General features: G+C 63.5%; 21 protein-coding genes. 7 read left to right on the top strand and 14 right to left on the bottom strand.

Annotation, left to right across the window (positions count from 1 at the left end; translation table 11 throughout):
• The 6 genes from JQ573_RS27650 to JQ573_RS40360 all read right to left on the bottom strand — a co-directional run bounded on the left by JQ573_RS27650 (position 1) and on the right by JQ573_RS40360 (position 5,919).
• The gene (locus JQ573_RS27650; RefSeq protein ID WP_212314829.1) at positions 1-528 is read right to left on the bottom strand and encodes a YcnI family protein; all 528 of its coding nucleotides are present in this window, start codon (positions 526-528) and stop codon (positions 1-3) included.
• 7 nt (positions 529-535) lie between these two features.
• On the bottom strand, positions 536-1,063 hold the full coding sequence (locus JQ573_RS27645) for a copper chaperone PCu(A)C (RefSeq protein WP_212314830.1): 528 nt from the start codon (positions 1,061-1,063) through the stop codon (positions 536-538).
• 34 nt (positions 1,064-1,097) lie between these two features.
• Entirely contained in the window at positions 1,098-1,595 is a 498-nt protein-coding gene (locus tag JQ573_RS27640) for a TlpA disulfide reductase family protein (protein ID WP_212315467.1), read from the bottom strand.
• Positions 1,592-2,818 carry a sialidase family protein gene (locus JQ573_RS27635; RefSeq protein ID WP_212314832.1) on the bottom strand — a complete coding sequence of 409 codons (1,227 nt, stop codon included), beginning with the start codon at positions 2,816-2,818 and terminating at the stop codon, positions 1,592-1,594. Before JQ573_RS27635 ends, JQ573_RS27640 begins: the two co-directional genes overlap by 4 nt.
• Positions 2,819-2,829: 11 nt before the next feature.
• Complete coding sequence (locus JQ573_RS27630; RefSeq protein ID WP_212314834.1) at positions 2,830-5,214, bottom strand: TonB-dependent receptor; 2,385 nt, start codon at positions 5,212-5,214, stop codon at positions 2,830-2,832.
• Between the two features lie 84 nt (positions 5,215-5,298).
• Positions 5,299-5,919: a DUF2946 domain-containing protein gene (locus tag JQ573_RS40360; RefSeq protein ID WP_249132401.1), complete on the bottom strand. Its 621-nt coding sequence runs from the start codon at positions 5,917-5,919 to the stop codon at positions 5,299-5,301.
• Positions 5,920-6,128: 209 nt separating this feature from the next.
• On the opposite strand from JQ573_RS40360, the gene JQ573_RS27620 reads away from it, so the two are divergent.
• From JQ573_RS27620 to JQ573_RS27590, 7 genes are all read left to right on the top strand, one after another.
• The gene (locus JQ573_RS27620; protein WP_212314836.1) at positions 6,129-6,554 is read left to right on the top strand and encodes a globin; all 426 of its coding nucleotides are present in this window, start codon (positions 6,129-6,131) and stop codon (positions 6,552-6,554) included.
• Positions 6,555-6,642: 88 nt separating this feature from the next.
• On the top strand, positions 6,643-7,677 hold the full coding sequence (locus tag JQ573_RS27615) for a sugar ABC transporter substrate-binding protein (RefSeq protein ID WP_212314838.1): 1,035 nt from the start codon (positions 6,643-6,645) through the stop codon (positions 7,675-7,677).
• A gap of 9 nt (positions 7,678-7,686) precedes the next feature.
• Positions 7,687-9,189 carry a sugar ABC transporter ATP-binding protein gene (locus JQ573_RS27610; RefSeq protein ID WP_212314840.1) on the top strand — a complete coding sequence of 501 codons (1,503 nt, stop codon included), beginning with the start codon at positions 7,687-7,689 and terminating at the stop codon, positions 9,187-9,189.
• Positions 9,190-9,201: 12 nt separating this feature from the next.
• A complete protein-coding gene (locus tag JQ573_RS27605; protein WP_212314841.1) occupies positions 9,202-10,236 on the top strand; it encodes an ABC transporter permease in 1,035 nt (344 codons plus the stop codon).
• Between the two features lie 902 nt (positions 10,237-11,138).
• Positions 11,139-12,869: an adenylate/guanylate cyclase domain-containing protein gene (locus tag JQ573_RS27600; protein WP_312011646.1), complete on the top strand. Its 1,731-nt coding sequence runs from the start codon at positions 11,139-11,141 to the stop codon at positions 12,867-12,869.
• 41 nt (positions 12,870-12,910) lie between these two features.
• A complete protein-coding gene (locus JQ573_RS27595; protein WP_212314847.1) occupies positions 12,911-13,735 on the top strand; it encodes a phosphatase PAP2 family protein in 825 nt (274 codons plus the stop codon).
• Positions 13,736-13,777: 42 nt separating this feature from the next.
• Positions 13,778-15,187, top strand: coding sequence for a S8/S53 family peptidase (locus JQ573_RS27590; RefSeq protein ID WP_212314849.1), 1,410 nt, complete (start codon positions 13,778-13,780; stop codon positions 15,185-15,187).
• 770 nt (positions 15,188-15,957) lie between these two features.
• Here JQ573_RS27590 and mtnK read toward each other — a convergent pair.
• The 8 genes from mtnK to nuoL all read right to left on the bottom strand — a co-directional run bounded on the left by mtnK (position 15,958) and on the right by nuoL (position 25,650).
• Positions 15,958-17,262 carry an S-methyl-5-thioribose kinase gene (gene mtnK / locus JQ573_RS27585; protein ID WP_212314850.1) on the bottom strand — a complete coding sequence of 435 codons (1,305 nt, stop codon included), beginning with the start codon at positions 17,260-17,262 and terminating at the stop codon, positions 15,958-15,960.
• Between the two features lie 71 nt (positions 17,263-17,333).
• Complete coding sequence (locus JQ573_RS27580; RefSeq protein WP_212314852.1) at positions 17,334-17,609, bottom strand: DUF1467 family protein; 276 nt, start codon at positions 17,607-17,609, stop codon at positions 17,334-17,336.
• Positions 17,610-17,615: 6 nt separating this feature from the next.
• Entirely contained in the window at positions 17,616-18,020 is a 405-nt protein-coding gene (gene mce, locus JQ573_RS27575) for a methylmalonyl-CoA epimerase (RefSeq protein WP_092114633.1), read from the bottom strand.
• Between the two features lie 42 nt (positions 18,021-18,062).
• The gene (locus JQ573_RS27570; RefSeq protein WP_212314854.1) at positions 18,063-19,733 is read right to left on the bottom strand and encodes a ribonuclease J; all 1,671 of its coding nucleotides are present in this window, start codon (positions 19,731-19,733) and stop codon (positions 18,063-18,065) included.
• Positions 19,733-20,539 carry a biotin--[acetyl-CoA-carboxylase] ligase gene (locus JQ573_RS27565; protein ID WP_212314856.1) on the bottom strand — a complete coding sequence of 269 codons (807 nt, stop codon included), beginning with the start codon at positions 20,537-20,539 and terminating at the stop codon, positions 19,733-19,735. Before JQ573_RS27565 ends, JQ573_RS27570 begins: the two co-directional genes overlap by 1 nt.
• A gap of 61 nt (positions 20,540-20,600) precedes the next feature.
• A complete protein-coding gene (gene nuoN / locus JQ573_RS27560; protein ID WP_092114636.1) occupies positions 20,601-22,037 on the bottom strand; it encodes an NADH-quinone oxidoreductase subunit NuoN in 1,437 nt (478 codons plus the stop codon).
• A gap of 10 nt (positions 22,038-22,047) precedes the next feature.
• The gene (locus tag JQ573_RS27555) at positions 22,048-23,562 is read right to left on the bottom strand and encodes an NADH-quinone oxidoreductase subunit M (protein WP_212314858.1); all 1,515 of its coding nucleotides are present in this window, start codon (positions 23,560-23,562) and stop codon (positions 22,048-22,050) included.
• Complete coding sequence (gene nuoL / locus JQ573_RS27550) at positions 23,563-25,650, bottom strand: NADH-quinone oxidoreductase subunit L (RefSeq protein ID WP_212314861.1); 2,088 nt, start codon at positions 25,648-25,650, stop codon at positions 23,563-23,565.
• Between the last annotated feature and the right edge of the window lies 1 nt (position 25,651).

Here is a 25,651-nt window from a genome sequence, read left to right as displayed (position 1 = left end):
TTACGACTTCGGCAACAGCTTGACGCCGGGCGCCGGCGTCTTGCTGCCATGGTCGTGCCAGCCGCCCTGCCCTTCGGCCGGGATATCGATCCAGCGGCTGACGCCCTGTTCGCATTCCTGCACGACGGGAAAATACAACGTGGTGTTCGGCTTCAGCGTGTCGGTGAGAAACGTCTGCATCACGAACTCGTCGTAGTTCTGGTCGGAGAGCTTGCCACCGCTCCAGGCGACTTCCTTCACGCCCTCAGTGAGCTTGGCGCCGTGAAAGTCGTACTGGGTAGCATATTTGCCAGTGACCGTGTCGAGGGTCCAGCCGGGCTTCGGCATCGGCTTCACCCCGATGACGCCTTCCGGAATCTGCACGCGGATCTTGATCGTCGCCGATCCCGCGCAGCCATGCGGCACGGCGAAGACAGCCTTATAATACGTACCGACCGCCGCCTGCTTTCCTTCAAGCGTGATATGAGCGACCGCCGGCGACGCTGCGAGCAGCGCAGCCGTGGCAATGAAGAGCGTGTGTGATCGCATGGCTTCCTCACATCTTCTTCATGTCCATGTGACCGGAATGGTCGCCATGGCCGGAGTGGTCGCCGCCACCCGGCGCCTGCGCACCGACAGCCTGGACGTCCAGCGAGACCGAAACCTTCCCGGCCTTCTCGAATTCGAGCGTGACTGGCACCTTGTCGCCCTGCTTCAGCGGGTTCTTCAGGTCGAACATCATCAGGTGATAGCCGCCCGGTGCGAGCTTCACGATCTTGCCCGGCTCGATGGTCAGTCCCTTGTCGAGCGCACGCATCTTCATGACGCCATTGTCCATCGACATTTCGTGGACTTCGATCTTGCCGGCGACGTCGCCGGAGCCCGACACCAGCCGGTCGGGCGTCGTCCCCTTGTTCTCGATCGTCAGATAGCCGCCGCCGATCTTGGCGCCGTTCGGCGTCGCGCGCGTCCACGCCCGCGTGATCACGAGGTCGCCGGCCTTGACGTCCTCCGCGCGTACGGACGTGGACACGAGCGCGGCAGTCAGCGTCGTGAGGGCGAGGATGCGAGAGAACGATTTCATGGTGACGGCTTCCTTTCAGATTGAAGTAGTTGTGCTATCGGATTGTTGCGGCCTGGGCTTCAGACCATTTGTTCAGATCGGCGGTTTCGGCCGATCCTTCGATCGTTGTGATCGTTCCGTCACGCGCAATCAGCATGGTGCGCGGGATATCACCTTGCCACGCCGGATCGATCTCAAACCTCAATCGCTCGGCAAAGCCGTCGCCAAAAATCCAGTTTTCGGCGGAAGCGAGCCCGGCGTGATCGAGCATCGATCGCGTCGCCTCGGGAAGGTTCGGAACCAAGTCCGCACTGATCGTGACGACGTCGACATCGGGATGATCCTTCATGAATTGGCCAAGCTGCGGTAGTTCGACCTTGCATGGTCCGCAGGTCACGCCCCAAAAGTGCACCAGGGTCGGATGACCGGCATGCGCATGCAGCAGCTTCTGCCAGCTGCCGCGTTCGAACGGCTTCGGCGCGCCCTCGCCCGCCGCCAGTGCGGACGGCAGCGTTGCGAGCAGGACAAGAGCAGCGAGCAAATGACGTTTCATGGTTCGCCCTCGATCGCTTGAAAATGGTAGCCGTCGGCCTTCGTCATCCACGACAGGTAGGTCTGCCGACTGTCCGAGACCAGCAGCGGATGGTCGGAGCTGTCGGCGGTGTCGGCGATATCAGTGGGCTTCGACCATGTCGCTCCATCGTCGTGCGATGTCATCAGATTGATCGATGTCTTCTGCCCGTCGAACTCCTTCCAGGCCATCACAAGCCCCCGCGGCCCTGCGATGATCTGCGGCCGTGACGGGCTGCGGTTCGGCTGACCGATCTGAAGCGGATCGGAGAAGGTTTTGCCGCCGTCGCGTGACCGCGCATAGAACAATCCCTTGCGCGCCTTTCCGTTGGTGTACCACGTCACGTGGTAGGTTCCTGCGGACGAGATGGTCAGGCTCGGACCGTGGTGCGGGCATGCCGCGATCTGCCAGTCGTCGCGGCTCACCCGATGCACCTCGCCGGGCGTAGCCAGATCGTTGAATGTCACGATCGCATGGTCGCGCACGCCGCCTTCGAAAATATTCCGGAACACGACCACCGGATGGCCGGCACCATCGAACGCCAGGGCGAGACGGCAGCATTCGCAGGTGTTGTCGGCCACGAGCCGCGCATCGGAATAGGTCGCGCCACCGTCCTTCGAAGTCGCAAAGAACAATCCGGCACCGTCATACTTCTCGCCGCGCTGCTGCGCCGGCACCCGGTTGCGCTTGTCGAGCCAGACCGCGAACACGGCGCCGGCTGGATCGAAGCCGATCGCCTCGAACCGCTGGCTCTCGTTGTTGGTGGTGACCGGCTTCGGCGGATCGAAGCTGCGCCCGCCATCGGTCGACCGCGTGGTCAGCACCTGCCCGTTGAAGGCTTGATCGCGGAAGGTCGAGAAAGCCAACGCGAGCTCCCCCTTGGCGTCGATCGCAACCTTCGGCCGCGCGTCCGGCCCCCAATCCAGATTGAGCCGCTCCCGCGTCACCTGCACCGGCGTGGAAAAGCTCCTGCCCCGATCTTTCGAGCTCGCGACGGATATCTGGCCTCCGGCCATCCAGGCCAGCCACAACGTCCCGTCCGGCGCGAAGGCAGGCGTGACCTTGGTCGCGCAGCGCAGCACGGTCTCGTCGCAGGCCGCTTCGGAGGCGTGCTGATGGCTCATCTGTGCGATGGCAAGGTTCGGCAAGACCGCAAGCATGACCGTTGCCAGCACCGTCAGAGTCGCAGGTTTGCGGTATGTCATCGATGCGCTCCTCACTTGAACGCAATCTTCATGCCCGCCACGAAAGCGCGCGGCGATCCGGCATAGATCGAGTTGGGCGAGTTCGCCAGTACGCTCGCGGGATTTTGAATGCCCGCCGCGGTCACCGAATTCGTGATGTTGTTCGCCGAAGCCACGTAGGTCCGATCGAAAACATTCCTCACCTCGACGTAAAGATTCAGCGTCTTGAAATAATCGGAGACGAGACCGGTCGTGTAGTGCAGGTTGAGATTGACGAGTTCATAGCCGGGCGCCCTCAAGAGGTTGGCGTTGTCCATGTAGAAGCCATCCTTCCACTGGACCTCGACGAGCCCGCCCAGTCCCTGCAACGGACCCGACAATTGGTCGTAGCCCAACCGCGTCGTGAGTTCGTTCGGCGAGATGCCGGGAATCTTGTTGCCGGCACGATTGAAGCTGAAGACAGTGCCGTTCGTGATGTTCTCGACGTATTCCGTGTAGACCTCGTCGAGATGGGTGTAGGCGGCCGAGAACCGCCAGCCCGGCAGGAATTTCCAGTCGGCGGCGAGTTCGACGCCGCGATGTTCCGATCGCGGCGCATTGAACGTGTAGGAGATGCCCGATTGTGGAGTTGCCTGCGAGACGAGCTCGTCCTTGAAGAATTCATAGAACCCGGTGACGCTTACCTTGAGCGCATTGTTTGGCGTCCAGTCGGCGCCGATGTCGTAGCCCAGATTCTTCTGCGTCTGCAGCTGCGTGTTATTGCCCGAAGCGCCGCTCGGCAGGACGAAGAGATTGCTGACTTGCGGTGTGCCATAGCCGGTTGCCACGCGGCCGCGGAATTGCCAGTCGCTGTTCAGCCGGTAGAGCAGCGCAAGCTCAGGCGCGGTATTCTGGAATTGCCGATCCGCGGCCGTGATCGCCGTGGTCGTCGCCCCGGCCGCGCCGGTGTAGGTATAGGCAGTGTTTCGCCCCGTGAGGTTGGTGGTCTCCCAGCCGATACCGGCAACGGCTGTCAACGCAGAGGTGAGCTTTAGTTCCTCGCGCGCCCGAAGGCCGTAATTCGTCGTCGTGCTGAACAGATTGCTGGACAGGCTTCCAGGCGTCGCATTTCCGCCCGGCACCACATTGCGCGTGTCGCTCGAAGCGGTGAGCGTATTGTAGAAGCCGCCGAAATAGGCCGTCGAATCCATCCCGAAGATGTCGCCGCGTCTGACGACGTCGCTCATGTAGTTGTAGGACGGGAAGTTACCGATTGCGCTCGTCGATCCCGTCGGTTGGCTGATATTGCGGTCGTCGAAGACGAACTGGTTGCGCCAGGTGGTCTGGTTGTCGAAGTCGTGCTCCCAGCGGCCGCCGACGATGGTACGGCGATCATCGCGCCCAAGACCCGCCTGGACAGCGGTCTCCTTGTCGGTCCCTGCCGCCGAATTGAACCCGTTGTTGAACAAGGTCACGGTTCCACACCCCGGCGCGGCCGTCGTTCCGGTCGCGCAGCCCTGCTGGAACGGGTTCTGGTTGAACTGATTGAGCGACGAGCGGATCGGCAGGCGCGCCGTCAGGTCATTATTGATCAGCTTGAACGTGAAACGATCGTCCGGCGTGACCTGCAACGTGCCGAGGAAATTGACAGTCTGGGTATTGAACCAGCTGTTGCCGATATAGCCGTCGCCACGCGCGTCGCTCGCGAACAGCGAGCCCTCGAAATTGCCGACCTTCTTGCCCGCGGCCAGATAGTTGTTGAGATAGCCGAAGCTGCCGCCGTCGACGCCGTATTCCACGCCGTCGATCGTGCCGCCCGGCCGGGTCCGGAAATTCAACGCGCCGCCGGTCGCATAGTTGCCGTAGAGCGCCGATGATGGCCCGCGGACCACGTCGATCGCGCCATAGGCGTGTGGATCGATCAGGTCGCTGCGAGACAGGCCGTCTGGCTGAGTGACCGGAAAGCCGTCGTCGAAGATCACGAGGTTGCGGATGCCGAAGCCATTGCGAGCATTCGACCCGCGGATCGAGATGCCGAAATCACGCGGGCCGTTGCCCTGCTTGATCGAGATGCCGGGACTGTCGCGCAACACGTCCGCCACCGAGAAGGACCGCCGATTGTCGAACTGGCTGCGATCGACGGTGGTTTGCGTCTGACCGGCGGGCCCCTGGTTCAGGCTGTCCCGCGCCGCGCTGGGCGTGATGCGCTGCGCGCGGCCGGCCGCCACGGCCAAGGGCGCCAGCGGCCGTGCGGGCCGCCGGGCGGCAACCGCGCGCGTCTTCGGCTTGGACCTTGCCGGTTTCGCTCGCGCGGCCTGCGGCGCATCGACCGTGACGGACGGCAGCGTCGTCTGGGCCTCTGCCCAACTTGTAAGCATGGAAAGCCCGAGGCCCAGCGTGAGCGCACTGGCTCCGGCCCGCGGATGAAGTCGAAACATGGATGAATCCTGACACCGGCTCTGCGGCCGGCTTGCTCTAAGGCACTCGCCGACGCGCGACGCGCACCGGCAGCGAGAACGTCGTCAGGAAAAAACCGGCGGCGCGCGGGCTTGCGCGGACAGGCGCGCCTGCGAGCGATCGAACTCGCCGGCGAAATCAAGCCAGGCGATCCGCGTCGAAGGCCGCTCGACGGCGTGAGCCGTCGTCTCCGGGCTATCAACGGGCGCACCGGTCTGCAGCACGCTGCATGCGGAGCAACAGCCGTCATGGGCATCATGACCGGACTGGTCACCCTGCCCGGCTCCGGAGCCGGCATTGCCATGGCAGATGGTGGCGGCCGCGAGCGGGTCGGACGCGGCAAAGCTCGCCGCCCAGCAGGCCCCGATCGGTGCGAAAATCTGCACCAGCAGGGCAACCAGGACTATGGGCAGAAAAATCTTCAGCCGCCGGCGCATCGCAAAACCCATCCGGGACGGAACTAACCACCACAGCCGTCGGAAGTCGAGATCATCGACATCGCTCGTTTCTTCCGGCTGACGGAAATTGCCGGGCGTGACACTTGCGTTACGGCCACTCCACAGGCCTTTGTATCCCCTTACCCTGTCACGTGTTTTCAGCTCGCTTTCGCAACTGCCGGTGGCACCATCCCAATCATTTCGCAAATTGCTCGAAATTTGAACAATCGTTGCCGAAAATGATGACAAGGCTGGAAAGATAGTCTACCAATTCGGGCTCAGGCCAGCCGCGAGGTGTGTCCTGGTGGTCCAAGTCTCGGGAGGAGCCCGACGCGCACAAGCAGCGTCACCCCATCAATCAAGATCAAACCGAATTTTTGGGGCAAATAGGGTCGACACAATTTTTGGAGCAGGGCTTGGAGCCCTGCTCTTTTTTTATGTGATGATCGCAAAGCGCTATGACTCCATCGTCGAATCCAATCGAACGCAGCTTTGAACTCGCAGCAGCGGCTTGCGATGATCTGACGCCGTTGGTGTACCAGCGCTTGTTTCGCGAACATCCCGAGGCGCAGGCGATGTTTCGCACCGAAGGCAGCGAGCCGGTGAAAGGCTCGATGCTGCAGCTCGCGATCGAAGCCATCCTCGATTTCGTGGGCGAGCGCCGCGGACATTTTCGCCTGATCGAATCCGAGGTGTTCTCGCATGATGCCTATGGGACGCCGCGCGAATTGTTCGTCGCATTCTTTGCCGTGATCGCGGACTGCTTGCGCGACATTCTCGGTGAGCAATGGTCTGCGGACGTCGATGCTGCGTGGCACAAGCTGCTTCGCGACATCGAGGCCATCGTGCTGCAGCAGAAACATCTCGTGGACGCGAAGGCGTAGCGTCACCGTTCCGATTGTGACACACTCCCTTTATCCGCGGCGCGTGCAACTGACGCCGACGGTCAGAAAAACCAAGAGGGAGCAAACAATGCCAGGGACCGACAAGGGGATGGACAAGGCGTCGACGACTCGGCGCGATCTTCTGCAATTGGCGGCGGCAGGCGGAGCTGCGGCCAGCCTGTTCGGCGGAATGGGCGTGACGTCCGCGCTCGCAGCCGAAATGGGACGTTCGGAAAAACCGCTGAAGGCCGCGTTCTCCAACGCCGGACTGCAGGCGACATGGTGCGCGCAGGGCAAGCAGGCCGCCGAATTCTGGGGCAAGCTGTTCAATGTCGAGGTGACATGGTTCGACGGCCAGCTCGATGCCGTCAAGCAGCGCGCAGCGATCGACAACATGGCCTCGCAGAAATGGGACTTCGTCGCGATCCAGGCGTTCGGCATCGGCACGCTGACCCAGCCGGTGCAGAAGATGATCGACGCCGGCACCCCCGTGATCGACATGGACACGCTGATCGCGCCGCTCGACCAGATCAATGTCCATTCGTTCCTCGCCCCCGACAACGAGTTCATGGGCGCCTCGGTGACGCAGGCGCTGTGCAACGCGATCGGCGGCAAGGGCAAGGTCATCATGACCCAGGGTGCGCTCGGCCACACCGGCGCGCAGGGCCGCGCCAAGGGCTTCAACTCCGTCGTGAAGCAGTTCCCGAACATCGAGGTGCTGGATACCCAGCCCGCCGATTGGGACGTCTCCAAGACCGCCCGGCTCTGGGAAACCTATCTGACGAAGTATCCGCAGATCGACGCCGCCTTCTTCCACAATGACGACATGGCGCTTGCCGCCGCCAACATCATGAAGGCGCACAACCGCACCAACATCCTGATCGGCGGCGTCGACGCCATGCCGCCGGCGATCCAGGCGGTCAGCGAAGGCCGCATGTACGCAACCGTGCGCAATCCGTCCTGCCGCATCCATGGCGGCGCGATCGTGGCGGGCGTCGCAGCCGTGGTCGGCGGCGAGAAGAGCGGCCAGGGGATTCCGAAGAACGTCGTGACCGATGGTCCCGTCGTGACCAAGGCCAACGCCGCCGGCATGCAATGGATGGAGGATCACTTCCTGATCTGAGCGGTCCGCATGTCGCAGGGACGCTCCCCGATCCTCGAGTTGGACCAGATCACGAAGGCCTTCGGCGGTGTCGAAGCCCTTCGTGGGGTTGACTTCGCGCTGCACGCCGGCGAGATCCATGGTCTCGTCGGCGAGAACGGCGCCGGAAAAAGCACGCTGATGAAGATCATCGCCGGCGTGCATCCGGAGTTCTCCGGCCGTTTCGTGCTCGACGGCAAGGAAACCCGCTTCCGCTCCACCCGCGACGCGCACGCCGCCGGCATCGGCATGGTGCATCAGGAGCTCAGCGTCGCGCCTGATCTCACCGTCGCCGAGAACGTCTTTCTCGGCAACCAGCCGACCAACCGCCTCGGCTTCGTGCAATGGCGGCGGATGGCGCGCGAGGCCGGCGAGCAGCTGTCCCGGTTCGGCATCGACGTCGATCCGATGACGCGGCTCGGCGACCTGCCGATCGGCCTGCAGCAGCTGATCGAGATCGCCCGCGTGCTGTTCTCCGGCGCGCGCATCATCATCCTGGACGAGCCGACCTCCGCGCTCTCCCCGCCCGAGGTCGAACGCCTGTTCACGACGCTGCACAGGCTTCGTGACGAAGGCACCAGCATCGTCTTCATCTCGCATTTCATCGAGGACATCCTGCGGGTCTCCGACGTGGTGACCGTGTTCCGCAACGGGCGGAAGATCGCCGAGACCGCGTCCAAGGACACCACCAAGGGCGCGCTGATCGAAGCCATGATCGGCCGCGGCGGCGAGGCGCTGGAGCACAGCTACACCGATGACCTGATGCTCCCGCAACCCGGTGGCGGTTCGACGGTGCTGAAGGTCGCTCAGCTCTCGCTGCGCCGCAGCCTGCAGGACGTCTCGTTCGAGGCCCGCGCCGGCGAAGTGCTCGGCATCTATGGCTTCATGGGCTGCGGGCAACTGGAGCTGTCGCGGATTCTGTTCGGCAAGCTCCGGCCGGACGGCGGAACGCTTGTTGTCGATGGCTCCGCCAAAACATTCCGCAGCACCGCGGCGGCGCGGCGGGCCGGCGTCGCGCTGGTGCCGGAGAGCCGCCGCGCCATGCTGTTCCACCAGGAGCCGGTCTACAAGAACATCTCGATCAGCATCCTCGAGCGGATCTCGGCGCTGCTGCTCAAGCCTGTGCGCGAGCGCGCCATCGCCCAGCGCCAGGTCGAGCAGTTGCAGATCAGGCCGCCGGTGGTCGGCCTTGATCTCGGCATGCTCTCCGGCGGCAACCAGCAGAAGGTGGCGCTGGCGAAATGGCTGACCTACCCGCCGCGCCTGCTGGTGCTGTGCGAGCCGACCCGCGGCATGGATGTCGGCGCCAAGAACGACGTGATCAACATCGTGCGCGACCTCCGCGCCAAGGGCCTTGCAATCATCGTGCTGTCGACCGAGCCGGAAACGGTGCTGTCGCTGGCCGATCGGATCCTGGTGCTCAAGCGCGGCGCGGTGGTGCGCGAATTCGCAGGCGAAGCGGTCAGCAAGGATCGGCTGCTCGAGGCGGCCTAATGGAGTGGGATGATGGCGAGCAGTGACAGCGCGACGAGCCCAGCCGATCACAAGCGGCCACGCGGGCTGGCGCCGTTCCTGCGCTCGCAGATGCGCAACATCGCGCCGTTCCTGACGCTGATCTTTCTCAGCGGCTTCTTCGCGATCGCCAGCCCCTCCTTTGCGACTATCGACAATCTCGGCAATATCCTGACGCAGGTGTCGGTCACCGGCATCATCGCCGTCGGCCTCACCTTCGTGATCCTGTGCGCCGAGATCGACCTGTCGATTGCCAGCATCGCCAACGTCACCGGCATTGCGGTGGCGTACTTCACGCTGCAGGAGTCCTACGTCAACATCGCCAATGTCCCGATGTCGGGCTTTGCCGCGATCCTGCTGGCGCTGGCGCTGTGCGCACTGCTCGGCCTCGTCAACGCGCTGGGCCTGACCATCATCGGCATCCCCTCCTTCATCATGACGCTGGCCATGATGCAGATCGCGGCCGGCGTCTCGGCGCTCCTGGTGCGCGGCCAGATCGCCTACAAGGTGCCGCCGCTGATCACGACGCTCGGCTCGAGCTCGATCGGCGGCATCCCCTGGATCGTGATCGTCGCCGCGGTGATGCTGCTCGGCGGCCATCTCGTGCTGACCTACACGCGGTTCGGCCGCTACGTCTACATGGTCGGCGGCAACCGCGAGGCCGCGGAATTTGCCGGCCTCAACGTCAAGCTCATCCTCGGCAGCGTGATGGTGATCTCGGCGGTCTGCTCCGGGATCGGCGGCATGCTCGGCGTCGCGCATTTCGGCAGCGCGCAGCAGAACGAGTTCGACACCTATCTCCTGGATTCGATCGCGGCCGTTGTGGTGGGTGGCACCAGCCTGTTCGGTGGCCGCGGCGGCATCGGCAACACCATCGTCGGCCTGTTCGTGCTCGGCGTGCTCAACAACGGCCTCGACCACGTCAATATCGACAGCTTCCTGAAAATCCTGATCCGCGGCCTGATCCTGCTCGCCGCGCTGATCATCAACGTCTACGCGCAGCGGTTACGGGAGCAGGCGGCGGAGTGAGCTGGCTAAGGCCGGCTCAGCATCATGGTGATGGAAGCGCTCGTCCTCTCCAGTTGTCGATATCGCGACACATCCACCGCTGTCGTCCTGGCGAAAGCCAGGACCCATACGCCGCCGCGTGAATTGTGAACGGGACTCGTCATCCCAGCGTCGCGCAACAATGATCATTCGGGGTAATGGGTCCTGGCTTTCGCCAGGACGACGATGAGTATGGGGACGCAGCTTCGCGTTCTCGCGACATGATTTGCCCGAGCTTTGCTCTTCGTTCCGCCCTCTCTCTTGAAGAGGGCGCAGGGAAAGCCGGGTGCCGATCGCACCCATGGGCCCCGTGCATAGGATAGAAAGCACGGGGGTAGGACCACAGGTGTAACCGGAAACAACCCGGCCTTCCCTGCGCGATGGCTTACGGCTTATACGTGCTCTCCCCGGCGAGACCGGGCTTTGTTGTCACCGTTCTCGCAAGGCGCATCGCGCTTCGCGAAAAGACACCTACCACTAGGGCGTCAGGCCTGCACGACTTCGCCGTCCGCATCATGCGCATTCGTCGACTGCGCATTCGGCGTCCACCGCATCTCGACCCACGTTCGTGACGACCGCGAAGCGCACCCTCGATCGGGTGAGACGGGCGGATTCATATATTGAGTTGCCCTTCTGATAAAGCGAAATACTTTTGCTACGAGGGCTTGCGCCGTCGGGCAACTCAGTGGCATGGGCGCCCTCAGCGAACCCCAAGCCGCCGACCGCGCGCAAGCACGGTCGATTTGTCCTGGAATGCAGGGCGTTCGGCGAGCGCTGTCAATGGCGTCAAGTCATGCTATGCTGATCATGTTCGGCAACGTCGCGGAGCAATAGCGGTGATCCATCCGGGGGTCAGTACTGGGGAATCTCCGCCGAAGAGGCGCGTGCTCGCTATTCTGGCTGCTGATGTCGTCGGGTATGCTCGCCTCACCGAAGTGGCGGAGGAAGCCACTCACGTCCGCCTCCGCGCGCTTCGCTTTGGCGTGATCAACCCGTGCATCGTCTCCTATCGCGGCAAGATCGTGAAGAATACGGGTGACGGCTATCTCGCCTCGTTCGATTCCTCGCTTGATGCCGCGCGGTGCGCGGTCGCCTTGCAGCATGAAGTGGCCGCGGTGCAGAGCCGAGAAGGACATGATCGGAAGATACAATTCCGGATGGGTCTGAACGTTGCACAGACCATCGTCGAATCGGAGGACATTTTCGGAAAGGGCGTCAACATAGCGGCGAGGCTCGAGCAGTCAGCGCCGGCTGGCGGCGTCATAATTTCAGATGAGATGTTCCAGGAGATCAAGGACCGGCTCGAGGTAGCTGTCGAAGATCTCGGCTTGCTCCGGCTCAAGCACCTTTCGCGACCCGTCCACGCTTACTCTCTCCTGCTGCCGGAGGCCGAGCGATTGCCGCCAAGCCGGGCGAGCCGTCAGGCCAAGGTGCCCTTCATCGCGGTGCTGCCGTTTCGTACGCAAGGAAGCCCGGAGGACGATTACTTCGGCGATGGGACGGCCGACGAGATCGTTGTGGCGCTTCAGAGCATCCGTGGCCTGTTCGTCATCTCAAGCATGTCCACGCTTCCCTATCGTACCGGACCGGTCGACAGCCAGAAGGTCGGCCAAGAACTCGGCGTCCGTTACGTCTTGAGCGGCAGCATCCGCCGGGCCGACAAGCAGCTTCGCATTGGAGTGGAGTTGAAGGACGTCGAAGCCGGCATCGTGCTGTGGGCAGATCACTATGACGGCGATGTCTCCGAGCTATTTGAATTTCAGAGCCGCATTGCCACGCGCATCGTGTGGAGTATTGCTCCCCAGGTCCGCGAGGCGGAGCTGAAGCGGGCGCTCCGCAAGCGTTCGGACAATCTCAATGCCTATGAGTTGCTCATGAAGGCGATCGACTTCATGTATCGCATGAATTTCTTCGACTTCGGCCGAGCGGGCGAATTGTTGCAGGCCGCGATCGCTTCGGATCCGAATTATGCGACCGCCTATGCCTATGCCGCGCTTTGGCACATTCACAATGTCGCACAAGGCTGGGGCGCCGAGGGCGGCCCCGACGCGGCGGAAAGTGCACGCCTTGCCGCTGCCGCGGTCGATCGTGCGCCGGCTGACGGCTTCGCGTTGGCCGTTCTTGGGCACACCAAAGCACTTTTATTCAAAGACTATGATGCGGCGCTCGACCTCTTTGATAGAGCATTGAGCGCGTCGCCCGGAAATGCTATGGCTTGGACGCTTAGCAGCGGCGTATACGGCTACCTTGAGGAGGGGCGATCGGCGATCACGCGCGCTGAACAGGGATTGCGTCTATCGCCGGCCGACACACAGGCATATTTTTACCTGATGTTCCTCGGCCAAGCGCATTACATCAGTGGCAATTTCGATGAGGCGGTCGTCTGGGCACGCAAGACCGCTGCTTTAAACGGACGGCTATCCGCCAACTTGCGTGTCCTGGCAGCGGCCTATGTTGCGAGTGGCCGAGGCGCAGAAGCGCGGGCCGTCGCCAAGACTCTTCTTGAGATACAACCTCGATTCCAACTTTCGGCCTACAGTGAGCGGTGCCCATTCAGAGAAGGTCTGCGGGAGCGCTTCATCGATCATTTGCGGCAGGCGGGTTTGCCAGACTGAAGTCGTGGTGCATTTTCATAGCGAACGACAGGAGGTCCGTGATGGGGGGCAATTGGTTCGGAAGCGGGTTCGGAGGCAACTGGACAGGCGGCTCGGGTGGCGGCAATGCAACGCCCGTTTATGCCATGCGGGCTGACCGGCCCCTTGCCGAGATCGCGATACCACGGGCGTACAACGCGAAGTTCACGGAAGCGGAATGGGATCCGGATTTGCGCGCCACGGCGATCCTGCCCGAATTCCTGGCGCAGCAGATCGGAGGCCAGCACTGGCAGGCGGCGGTCGCGCTACCACCCCCCACCTACCCGGTCACGACGCAGATGATCGACGAACTCCTTGTGCTGGCGGTCGCGGAGCGACCCGAAGCGCTGGGCGAAATCGTGGAGGAAGATCAGAATTTTCAGCTGCGCTGGCTGCAGCTTCTCAACATCAATGCCGCATCCTACCCGCACACGTTCCTGCTGATGAAGATCATGGCCCGGATCGGCGAGTTCACGATGGTCCAGCTCAAGCTCCAGTATTCGAACATGGCTGGTGCCGCCCCCCCACCCTATTGGTACCAGCCGCGACCAAACCAGGTCTGCCCGACACTGTATCCGCCGGTCGCGGTCCCGGGGCATCCAGCCTATCCGGCCGGGCATGCGCTCATCGGCACGCTCACGTCCGCATGCCTTGCCGACCTGCTGCCTCAATACAGCCAGGCATTGAGCGCGTTGGCTGCGCGAGTCGCGATGAACCGGATGATCGCGGGATTGCATTATCGCGAGGACATTGATGCAGGCGCCAGGTCAGCGCTCGCCTTGAAACCCTTCCTCACGGCTTGCCCGTTCTATGCCGCCACGTTCGCGCTCGCGCAGACCGAATGGTAGCGAGATCGCGCCCAACCTGAACCACTGGACCGGGAGGGAGCCATGAAGCCCTGGGAAATGCCCACCGGCTATGTACGGGTGCTGGCGCAGCGCAATCAGCACGACACGCTGGTCCAGGCTGCGAATGACATGTTGGAGGGCCGGAGCCCGGCCGAGCAAATGCGGGTTTACGCCGACGCGAACGCGAAGCACGACTTTGTCGTCGACACTGAATTCGGCGCCGTGCCGATCTGGGACGGCGCCGATCGCCGACCAGCGATCTCTGTCAACGACAGGGGCAAAAAGGCGCGCTCGCTCCTCGCGCTCGATAAATCGAGGAAATTCCTGATCCGCGCCTACGTTGCTCCCGCGAGCCTCGCGAAATCGAATTTCAACGATGGCGAGCCGGTCTGGTCCGACCCGGATCTAAGCGGCAACTATGCCTTACCGCCCGCAAACCAGGCCACAGGCGACACCCACCAGGTTCGGCAGGACCTCGACACGACGACGCTGCAGGACAACGGACTTTATGGTGGAGGCGTTGCCGTCGCCATCGTCGATACCGGCATCTGCAGACCGCACCTTGCCAAGCGGCTTGGCTTCAACCCGGCCCTTGATGTCGGCAATTCCTGGACGCCACCGACCCTGGCGACGACGCCGGGCCTCAATCGCATCGGACATGGCACGATGTGTGCCTATGGCGTGCTCGCGATTGCCCCGAACGTGACGCTGCTCGACTATCCGTTGCTGCTTGGGCGGCCGGCCGGGGAGCACACCGTCAGCGCAACGATCGGGGAAATGATGCGCGGCTACTTGGTCCTGATCTGGCGCTGGGCGATCATCGGCTCCATTTCGCAGAGCGCGCTCGTGGTCAACAACAGTTGGGGCATCTTTCATCCGAGCCTCGACGAATTTCCGGCCAACGATCCGAGGCGTTACATCGACAATCCCAATCACCCCTTCGCGCTGTACATCTGGTTGCTTACGGCATTCGGAGCCGACGTGGTTTTCGCCGCCGGCAATTGCGGGAACGGATGCCCGAGTGCTGTATGTCTGCAGCGCACGGCGGGAATGATCATGGGCGCCAACGCATACACCGAAGTGCTGACGCTCGCCGGTTGCGACATTCACGACGCGCGCGTCTGTTATTCCTCACAAGGACCTTCTATCGCGGGCATGCCTCCGCAAAAGCCGGACATCACTGCCTACACGCAGTTTCTCGGCTCGAAGGTGCTACGGGGCCCGCGCGGCTTCGAGCCGGACACCGGAACGTCTACATCATGCGCCATCGCCTCCGGGTGCATCGCTGCGCTGCGAACCCGGCAGCCACCGACGGCGACGGATCCGGCAGCCATGATTGCAGTATTGCAGGCGACGGCGTTGCCTGCGGGTGGCGCCGTGCCCAATTACGATTACGGCTATGGCGTCGTTCGGCCGGTGGCGGCGGGGCGGAGCCTCGGCATTATCCCATGACCCGCAAATGGCCCGCAGAGCCCGCATCAGGCGTCAATGCTGTTCGCTCATGAAACTTGTCGAGGCCGACGGGCCGAACGTCCGCTCATGGTCACTTCCGCACCCATGCGCTGCAGCAACTGCAATGACATTTCCGAACAAGCCCAGCCCGGTCGGCGCTAACCTCCGCCGGGCGGCGGAGGGTTACTCTTTTGTCAGCGGCGACGGCGCATCGCGATATGACCGGGAGGGTTAGCAGGAAAATCGCCATTGCGGCCGGGCTTGCTCTAAGTCAGGCCGCGGTAGCAGCACCGCCCCATAGCCCAAATCCCGCGCTTGCCCCATGGTTTGAGAGCCTGAAGCAACCAGGCACCGGTGCATCGTGCTGCTCGATTGCAGATTGCCGGACTGTTGAGTTCCGACAGGACCGAGACGGCTACGAAGTACTAATCGATGGTCGCTGGAAGTTGTCGGCGCCATTTTGGCTGCGGGTCCCGCCAAACAGGATCATCGACAGAACCGACAACCCGACGAACCGCGCCGTGGTCTGTTTCACGCCTGAGGCCGGCGTTCTCTGTTTCGTGCGTCCGGCCGAAAGCTAGTCCATGCCGCTGCGGCTTGATCTTAGTTCCTCAGCGGCAGGCTTCGAGGGGTGACAAAGGTCGTACCAACAAACCCCGCGACCGCCAGGGATAACCCCTCATGGTCAGCGGAACGGCTCGCCGAACATTCCTTGCCGATCCTCGTGGACGCGAATTCAAATTGCCGCACACGACGATCGATACTTCCGGTTATCTGGCAAAATCCGGCTGCCAGTGGCGCAATTCTCGCGCCGCGTAGGTGACTGTGCCGATCGTCGTGTAGGATGCTGCTTCCAGCATCATGTTGCGCGCGAGCTTGAGGGCCCGTGCCTCGCAGATCGCGCGCTGCTTCGCGTCCGCGATCCACTCGAAATCGATGTTGTGCGCAAGGCCCAGGATGCGCCGGATAGTCTTGGCCGCGGCAAAGCCGACGGTGTCCTGAAACAGCCGCGCCATGTAGCTCTGTCGTTCGGCCTCCAGCCGCGCGGCCCCCGCCTCACCTGCGAACAGCGACACCGGATAGCCGTCGCCCTTGGCCTCGTTGCGCCACAGCGCGAGGAACTCGCGCGAAAATTCTGTCCAGACACCCTCGATGGTCTCGAGCAGCCACGCCTCGAACGAGGCGCGCTCGCCCGCCGTGCACTCATGGCCGGCGGAGGCCAGATAGGCCATCAAGAGATTGCCGATGACGGCGCCGATGTCGAAACCCATCGGGCCATAGAAGGCGAATTCGGGGTCGATCACCTTGGTCTCGGTTTCGGTGACCATGATCGAGCCGGTGTGCAGGTCGCCGTGCAGCAGCGCCTCCGGGCTCGCCATGAATTTCAGCTTGAGCCTGGAGATCGCGACATGCAGGTCGAGATCCTCGCGGAACGCCTCAGCCGTCGCGTCGAGATACGGCGCGGTCCAGCGGTTCTGCTCGGCGATGCGATAGGGGTCGGTGAAGATCAAATCCTCGGTGATCTTGCAGAGCGCGTGATTGCCCGCGAAATCGGCGATCCCCAGCTTCTTTTCCGCGGCCGACAGCGCCAGATCGGACGTGAAGAACAGCGTCTGCGCCAGGAAGGTCGAGATATCCTCGACAAAGCGCGGATAACGCATGGCGCCGATCAAACCCTTGCGCATGATGATGTGGGGCTCGAGCAGCTCCATCGCGGTGAGCGCGAGCGGCGCGTCATGATGCAGCACTGCCGGCACGAGTTTTGGCGCCAGCCGCGCCTGATGCACCAGCGCCAGATGTTCATAATGCGCCCGCGACAGCGGCAGCGGCCAGCTTTCGCCGACCAGCCGCACATAGGGCAGCGCCTGCTTGACGGCGATGCCGCCGCTGGTGCCCTTGACGATGAAGACGAGGTTGAGATTACCGTCACCGACCTCGCTGATCGACCAGTCGGCCGGCGCTCCGCCAAGCTGCGTGACGATGGCGGGAAGGCTCGCTAGATAATCCCGCAGATCGGCTTCCCGCAAGATTCGATAGGCGCTCTGCCCGGAGCCTGGTTGGGCCTGCAGGTTCATCTTGGTCGCCTCCTCCGCATCGCCGGGGTGAGGTTGATCCTCACTCCATCGGCACCAGATCCTGGTCGGTTTTAGAACGGCATCCCCATCAGCTTCGACAGCCGCTCGATCGAGAGATAGCCGGCATAATAGGCCCACATGCCGATCGCAAAGATCACGGCCGAGATCAGCGTGGTCCACAGCAGCTTGCGGCCCATTCGCGCCATGATCGGCGCGCCGGGATCTGTGCCGGGTGCGCCAACGCCGTCCTCATGCTGGCTGCGTATGCCGAACGGCAGCGTCAGGAACAGCACGAGCCACCAAAGGACGAAGTAGATCGCAAGCCCGGTGGTGATCTGGTACGCCATGTGGGCTCAGGCCTGCTCGATCTCGACCAAAGCGCCGGAAAAGTCCTTGGGGTGGAAGAACAGCACCGGCTTGCCGTGCGCGCCGATCTTCGGCTGGCCGTCGCCCAGCACCCGCGCGCCCTCGGCGATCATGCGGTCGCGGGCCGCGATGATGTCGGGCACGTCGTAGCAGACATGGTGGATGCCGCCATCGGCGTTACGCTCGACGAACTTCGCGATCGGCGAGGCCTCGCCGAGCGGCTCGATGAACTCAATCTTGGTGTTGGGCAGCGTCACGAACACGGTGATGACGCCATGCTCCGGCAGCGGTACCGCGTCGGAAATCTCGGCATTGAACGCCGTGCCGTAAATCTTGGCGGCCTGCCTGGCGTCCTTGACCGCGATGGCGACGTGATTGAGGCGGCCCAGCATATCTCTCTCCCTTTGTCGTTGCGCACGCCTTGAAGGCGTGTGTCAGACCGTCAGAACGTGCACGACGCAGATCGGCTTCTTGCCCCACTGCTCGTTCAGCGCGGCCCGCACCGCACGGCGCACCGATTCCCCGAGTGCGTCCGGATCGCGGCGCCGCGGCCGGGGCAGGCCCTCGATCGTCGATACCACGACATCGAACACGATGTCGTCGAACAATTCGCCCGCGGCATTTTTCTCCGGCATGCCGACGAGATCAACCTCGGGATCGTCGACCATCTCGCCCTGCGCGGTCATGGCGACGGCGACGAAGGCGCAGCCGGCGAAACCCATCCGCCGCCGCTCGACCACGGCGCGCGACTTGGAGTCCTCAAGGATGGTTCCGTCCTTGTAGAGCCGCCCCGATGGCACTTCGCCGACGATGCCGGGATCGCCGGGCCCGAGCTTGACGAGGTCGCCGTTGCGGCAGGTCAGGACTTTCGGGACACCCGCGGCGCGCGCCAGCTTGGCGTGCTCGGCGAGATGCAGCGCCTCGCCATGCACAGGGATCAGGAGCTGCGGCCGCACCCAGGAGATCATGTCGCGCAGCTCGTCGCGACGCGGATGGCCGGAGACATGCACCAGATGCTCGCGGTCGGTGATGATTTCGACGCCCTGGGTCACCAGCCCGTTGATGATGCCGCCGACCGCCTTCTCGTTGCCGGGGATGGTGCGGGAGGAGAAGATCACGGTGTCGCCCCTGTTCAGGGTCACCTGCGGATGATCGTTGTTGGCGATCCGCGCCAGCGCGGCGCGGGGCTCGCCCTGGCTGCCGGTGCACAGCGCCAGCACCTTGTCGGCTGGGAAATGGCCGTAATAGTCGGTGCTGCGGAATTTGTGCGAGCTGTCGAGATAGCCGCATTCGCGCGCGACCTGCACCACGCGCTCCATGGCGCGGCCGACCACGACGACCTCGCGATCGGCGGCGTTCGCAGCGTCTGCCACCGCCCTCACGCGGGCGACATTGGAGGCGAAGGTCGTGACCGCGACCCGGCCCTTGGCCGCCTTGACCAGCTTCTTGATGGTGGCGGCAACCTCGGTCTCCGAGGGCGAGCGCCCGTCGCGCACCGCGTTGGTGGAATCGCCGACCAGCGCCAGCACGCCCTCGTCACCGAGCTCGCGCAGCCGCCGCTCGTCGGTCGGCAGGCCGATGATCGGCGTCGGATCGATCTTCCAGTCGCCGGTGTGCAGCACGGTGCCGACATCGGTCTTGATCGCCAGCGCGTGCGATTCCGGAATCGAATGCGCGACCGGGATGAACTCGACATTGAACGGGCCGATATCGACCCGCCCGCCCGACGGGATCACCGTGATCGGGATCTTGGGCGGATTGCGCTCGGCGGCGCATTTGGCCTCGAACAGCGCCGCGCTGAACTGCGTCGCGTAGATCTTGCAGCCGAGCTTCGGCCAGAGATCGATGATCGCGCCGAAATGGTCCTCATGGGCGTGCGTCAGCACGAGGCCCATCAGATTGTTGCGCTCCTTCTCGAGGAAGCGCACATCCGGCATGATCAGGTCGATGCCCGGCAGATGCTCCTCGTCGCCGAAGGAGACGCCGAGATCGACCGCGAGAAACGAGCGCTGGTGGCGGTTGCCGAGCCCATAGATCGACAAATTCATGCCTATCTCGCCGACGCCGCCGAGCGGTGCAAAGGTAAGCTCGTCAGGTCGCGCCATCAGTTGGCCCTCACTGTGGCTGCGGTGCCGAAATAGACCTCGCCGGCCGTTACGGGCAAGCGCTGCCCGGCCACGGTGCGGACGATCAGGCAGCCGGTGTCGTCGATGGTGTCAAAGGTACCTTCAACGGTCGCCGTGCCGGTCTGGACCGCGACCCTGTCGCCGAGGCCGGCTGCGCGCTCCAGCCAAAGCCTGCGGATCTCCGGGAAGCCGCGGCCATCGTCCCAGATGCCGCGAAACTCGACCCAAGCATCCGACAATGCCACAAACAGCTCTTCCGCACCGATCTGGATGCCGAGCGCAGCGAGCGATACCGCAGGCGTCGGCGTGCCCTCGGGCGCCGCAACGACGTTGGTGCCGATGCCGACGACGACTGCAAGCCGGTCGCCGACCGCCTCGGCCTCCAGCAGGATGCCCGAGAGCTTCTTGCCGTTGGCCAGCACGTCGTTCGGCCATTTCAGGGTGAATTTCGGGCTGTCCGGCCCGAGCCGCAGCGCCGCCTCGATGCTAACCTTCCGCAACGCAGCTTCGAGCGACAGCCCAGCGGCAAAGCCGAGCGTCGCGGCAACCGCCGGCTGAACGTCGGTCACCTCCAGAATGCTGCTGGCGAGATTGCCGCGCGGTGCGACCCAGACCCGCTGACGGCGTCCGCGGCCAGCGGTCTGCTCCGGCGTCACGAACCACATCGGCCCGCGCTCGCCATCGCGCGCGCGCAGCATCGCCTCGGCATTGGTCGAGCCGATCTGATCGAAGGCGGCGAGCTTATAGCCCGCCGCAATGGCCCGGGGTCCGAGCGTGAAGGTCATAGTGAGGTTATGCGCATGATCCGATCCGAAAGCCAGCGTCCTGTTTTCGGGATCATGTGCTTTAGAACAGCGACTTCGCCGCCGCCGTGGCCACGCTCACCAGCGGTCCGGGATAGGCGAAGAAGAAGATATTGAAGATGCCTGCGACCGCTAGCACGGTGCGCAGCTCGACGCGGACCGGGTCGAGCTTGCCGAGCGGCTGGTCGAAATACATCACCTTGACGATCGACAGATAATAGAACGCGCCCACCACGCTGGTCAGCACGCCGATCACCGCGAGCGTGAACAGGTTGGCCTTGATCGCGGCGACGAACACGTACCATTTGCCGAAGAAGCCGGCGAGCGGCGGCACGCCGGCCAGCGAGAACAGCAGCATCGCGAAGACGAAGGCAATCAGCGGGTTGGTGCGGGACAGGCCGGCGAAATCGCTGATCTGCTCCAGCGCCTGGCCGTTGCGCTTCATGGCAAGGATGATCGAGAAGGTGCCGAGCGTCATCGCGACATAAATCGCGATGTAGATCAAGACGCCCTGCGCGCCCTCGACCGTGCCGGAGGCGAGGCCGACCAGCGCAAAGCCCATATGGCCGATCGAGGAATAGGCCATCAGCCGCTTGATGTTGGACTGGCCGATCGCGGCGAACGAGCCCAGCGCCATCGAGGCGATCGCCACGAACACCAGGATCTGCTGCCACTGGGTAACGATGCCCGGGAACGCGGTCAACGTCGCACGGGTGAACACGGCGAGCGCCGCGACCTTCGGGGCCGAGGCGAAGAACGCCGTCACCGGCGTCGGTGCGCCCTCATAGACGTCGGGCGTCCACATATGGAACGGCACCGCCGAGACCTTGAAGCAGAGGCCGGCGAGCAGGAACACCAGGCCGAACACGATGCCGATGCTGCCGGTGGTTGCGGCGGCCGCGATGCCGGCGAAGCTGACGGTGCCGGTGAAGCCGTAGATCAGCGAGGCGCCGTAGAGCAGCATGCCCGACGACAGCGCGCCGAGCACGAAATACTTCAGGCCGGCCTCGCTCGACTTGGCATTGTCGCGCTGGCTGGCGGCGACGACGTAGAGCGCAAGGCTCATCAGCTCGAGGCCGAGATAGAGCGAAATCAGGTCGCCGGCCGAGATCAGCACCATCATGCCGAGCGTCGATAGCAGCACCAGGATCGAGAACTCGAAATTGCGGGTCGATGGCTGGGACAGGTACTCGGTCGATAGGATCAGCGTTGCCGCCGAGGCGATCAAAGCGAGGATCTTCAGGAAGCGGGCGAAGTCGTCGACGATGAAGCTGCCGCCGAAGGTGACGAGCTTGCCGGCCGGCAGCCAGAGCTCCAGCACGCCGGTCAGCACCAGGAGACACACCGCGAGCGCGGTGATCAGCCGGGTCGTCCCCTGCCCGCGATAAGCTCCGATCATCAACAGCACCATAGCGCCGACCGCGAGCACCAGCTCCGGCAGCACCGGCTGCAACTGATAACCTGCACTGGAAAAGCTCATGGCGGCGGCCTTACTGCGTAACCAGCGCGGCTGCCTTCACGGCAGTCACGGCGGTGTTGTAATTGTTGACGAGCTGCTGGACCGAGGCGGCCGACATGTCGAGCACCGGCTTCGGATAGACGCCGAACAGGATGGTCAGCGCGATCAGCGGGAACAGCGTCACGCATTCGCGGAAGGTCAGATCCTTGATCGACATCAGCGACGGCTTGACCAGCGCGCCGAACACCACCTTGCGGTAGAGCCAGAGCGCGTAGCAGGCCGACAGGATCACGCCCGTGGTGGCGAAGAACGCCGTCGGCAGCGAGATCTTGAAGGTGCCGAGCAAGGTCATGAACTCGCCGACGAATCCGCTCGTGCCCGGCAGACCGACATTGGCCATGGTGAAGACCATGAAGGTCATCGCATAGAGCGGCATCCGATTGACGAGGCCGCCATAGGCCGCGATCTCGCGGGTGTGCATGCGGTCGTAGACGATGCCGACGCAGAGGAACAGCGCGCCGGAGACGATGCCGTGCGAGATCATCTGGAACATGCCGCCGGCGACGCCCTGCGTGGTCACCGCGAAGATGCCCATGGTGACGAAGCCCATATGCGCGACGGACGAGTACGCGATCAGCTTCTTCATGTCCTCCTGCATCATCGCCACCAGCGAGGTGTAGATGATGGCGATCACCGACAGCGTGAACACGAACGGCGCGAAGTCGTGCGAGGCCAGCGGGAACATCGGCAGCGAGAAGCGCAGGAAGCCGTAGCCGCCCATCTTCAGCAGGATCGCGGCCAGGATCACCGAGCCCGCCGTCGGCGCCTCGACATGCGCGTCAGGCAGCCAGGTGTGCACCGGCCACATCGGCATCTTCACCGCGAACGAGGCGAAGAAGGCGAGCCACGCCCAGGTCTGCATCGAGCGCGGCACCGCGGTGTGCATCAGGGTCGGGATGTCGGTGGTGCCGGCGTTCCAGTACAGCGCCATGATGGCGAGCAGCATCAAGACCGAGCCGAGGAAGGTGTAGAGGAAGAACTTGAACGAAGCGTAGACCCGGCGCGGACCGCCCCAGACGCCGATGATCAGGAACATCGGAATCAGGCCGCCCTCGAAGAACAAATAGAACAGCACGAGGTCGAGCGCCGAGAAGGTGCCGACCATCAGCGTTTCCAGGATCAGGAACGCCATCATGTATTCGCTGACGCGCTGCGTCACCGACTTCCAGCTCGCGATGATGCAGAGCGGCATGATCGCGGTGGTCAGGATGATCAGCGGCAGCGAGATGCCGTCGATGCCCATGTGATAGGTGATGCCGGTGGCAAGCCAGGACGTCTTCTCGACGAACTGGAAGTCGGACTGCGCGGGATCGAAACGCGCGACCAGGATCAGCGACACCGCGAAGGTGATCAGCGTGGTCCACAGCGCGATCCAGCGCGCCGTGCGGCTCGCGGTCTCGTCGCCGCCCCGCGCCAGCAGGTAGACCAGGATCGCGCCGACCGCCGGCAGGAAGGTCGTGACGGAAAGGATGGGCCAGGTTGTCATTTACTGGCCTCCCAAGCCGAACATGAACCAGGTGATCAATCCGGCGGCCCCGATCAGCATCGCGAACGCGTAGTGATAGAGGTAGCCGGTCTGCAATTTCACGACGTTGCGGGTGACGTCGAGCACGCGGGCCGAGACGCCGTCCGGACCGAAGCCGTCGATGACGAAGCCATCGCCCTTCTTCCACAGCGTGTAGCCGAGCCACTTCGCCGGGCGCACGAAGATCCAGTCGTACAGTTCGTCGAAGTACCATTTGTTGAGCAGGAACTGGTACAGCATCGGCTGCTGGTTCGCGAGCTCGACCGGCAGATACGGCCTTGCATAGTAGAAGATGTAAGAGACGAGGAAGCCAAGCACCATCATGACGAACGGCAGCTGCCCCAGCAGGAACGGCATATGTTCCATATCTTCGAGGATGTGAGGATTCATCTTCACTGACTCACGGAAGAATTCCTCGACGCCGTGAGGGCTCGCGAACACCTCCTTGAACGGATAGCCGGCGAGAATCGACCCGGCCGCGAGAATGCCTATCGGAACCAGCATCCACAACGGGCTCTCGTGAGCCGCCTCATAGTGCTTCTGGTCGTGCGGCTGGCCGAAGAACGTCTTGAAGATCAGGCGCCAAGAGTAGAACGAGGTCAGGCCGGCGGCGACGATCGTCAGCAGATAGGCGTAGATCGCAATTGGATTATGCGAAGCATAAGCGGCTTCGATGATGGCATCCTTCGAGAAGAAGCCGGCGAAGCCCGGCACACCAGTGAGCGCCATCGTGCCAATTGCCATCACCGCGAAGGTGTACGGAATCTTGCGCCACAGGCCGCCCATGTTGCGGATGTCCTGCTCGTGGTGCATCGCGTAGATCACCGAGCCTGAGCCCAGGAACAGCAGCGCCTTGAAGAAGGCGTGCGTGAATAGATGGAACATGCCGACCGAATAGGCCCCCGCTCCCATCGCCACGAACATGTAGCCGAGCTGCGAACAGGTCGAGTACGCGACGATGCGCTTGATGTCGTTCTGCACGAGGCCGATCGTGGCGGCGAAGAACGCCGTGGTCGCGCCGAAGAACATCACCACCGCCTGCGCGGTCGGTGACAGCTCGAACAGCGGCGACAGCCGCGCCACCATGAAGACGCCGGCGGTGACCATGGTCGCGGCGTGGATCAGCGCCGACACCGGGGTCGGGCCTTCCATCGCGTCCGGCAACCAGGTGTGCAGCAGGAACTGGGCGGACTTGCCCATCGCGCCCATGAACAGGAACAGACAGGTCAGCGTCAGCGCATCGGGATGCCAGCCGAAGAAGTCGATGGTCTTGCCGGTCAGCCCGGGCGCGGCGTGGAAGATGGTCTCGAAATCGGTCGAGCCGACCAGCGCGAAGATCGCGAAGATGCCGAGCGCGAAGCCGAAGTCGCCGACGCGGTTGACCACGAAAGCCTTGATGGCCGCCGCATTGGCCGACGGCTTCTGGTACCAGAAGCCGATCAGGAGGTAGCTCGCGAGACCCACGCCTTCCCAGCCGAAGAACAGCTGCACGAGGTTGTCCGAGGTCACCAGCATCAGCATCGCGAAGGTGAACAGCGAGAGATAGCCGAAGAAGCGCGGCCGGTTCGGATCCTCGTCCATGTAGCCGATGGAATAGAGGTGAACGAGCGCGGACACGGTGTTGACCACGACCAGCATCACGGCGGTCAGGGTGTCGACCCGCAGCGTCCAGGCCACCTGCAGGTCGCCCGAGGTGATCCAGGGCAGCAGCACGACGCGCGCGTCATGGTGCATGAAGCCGACATCGACCAGCGTGAACCAGGACAGCGCCGCCGACACGAACAAGAGACCCGTGGTGATCAGTTCGGCCAGCCGGGAGCCCGCCGCCGCCGGCTCGGCGACGTGGTGGTCGTCGTGGTCATGGTCATCATGGCCGTGATCGTCGTGGGCCGCCGAGGCATGGGCGTCAGAAGCATGGGCGTCGCCATGCGCGTCGTCGTGATGGTCGACGGTATCGCCGCTCGGGCAGCGCGCATGCGCGCCGACCAGCGAGATGATGCCTGCGAGGATGGCGCCCAGCAGCGGCAGGAATACGATTGCCTGTATCATT

The organism is Bradyrhizobium sp. AUGA SZCCT0105 (genome assembly GCF_018129565.1).
In the GTDB taxonomy this organism is placed as follows: Bacteria; Pseudomonadota; Alphaproteobacteria; order Rhizobiales; family Xanthobacteraceae; genus Bradyrhizobium.
The sequence above is the reverse complement of the archived record's forward strand: the minus strand, read 5'-3'. Positions and strand labels throughout refer to the sequence as shown.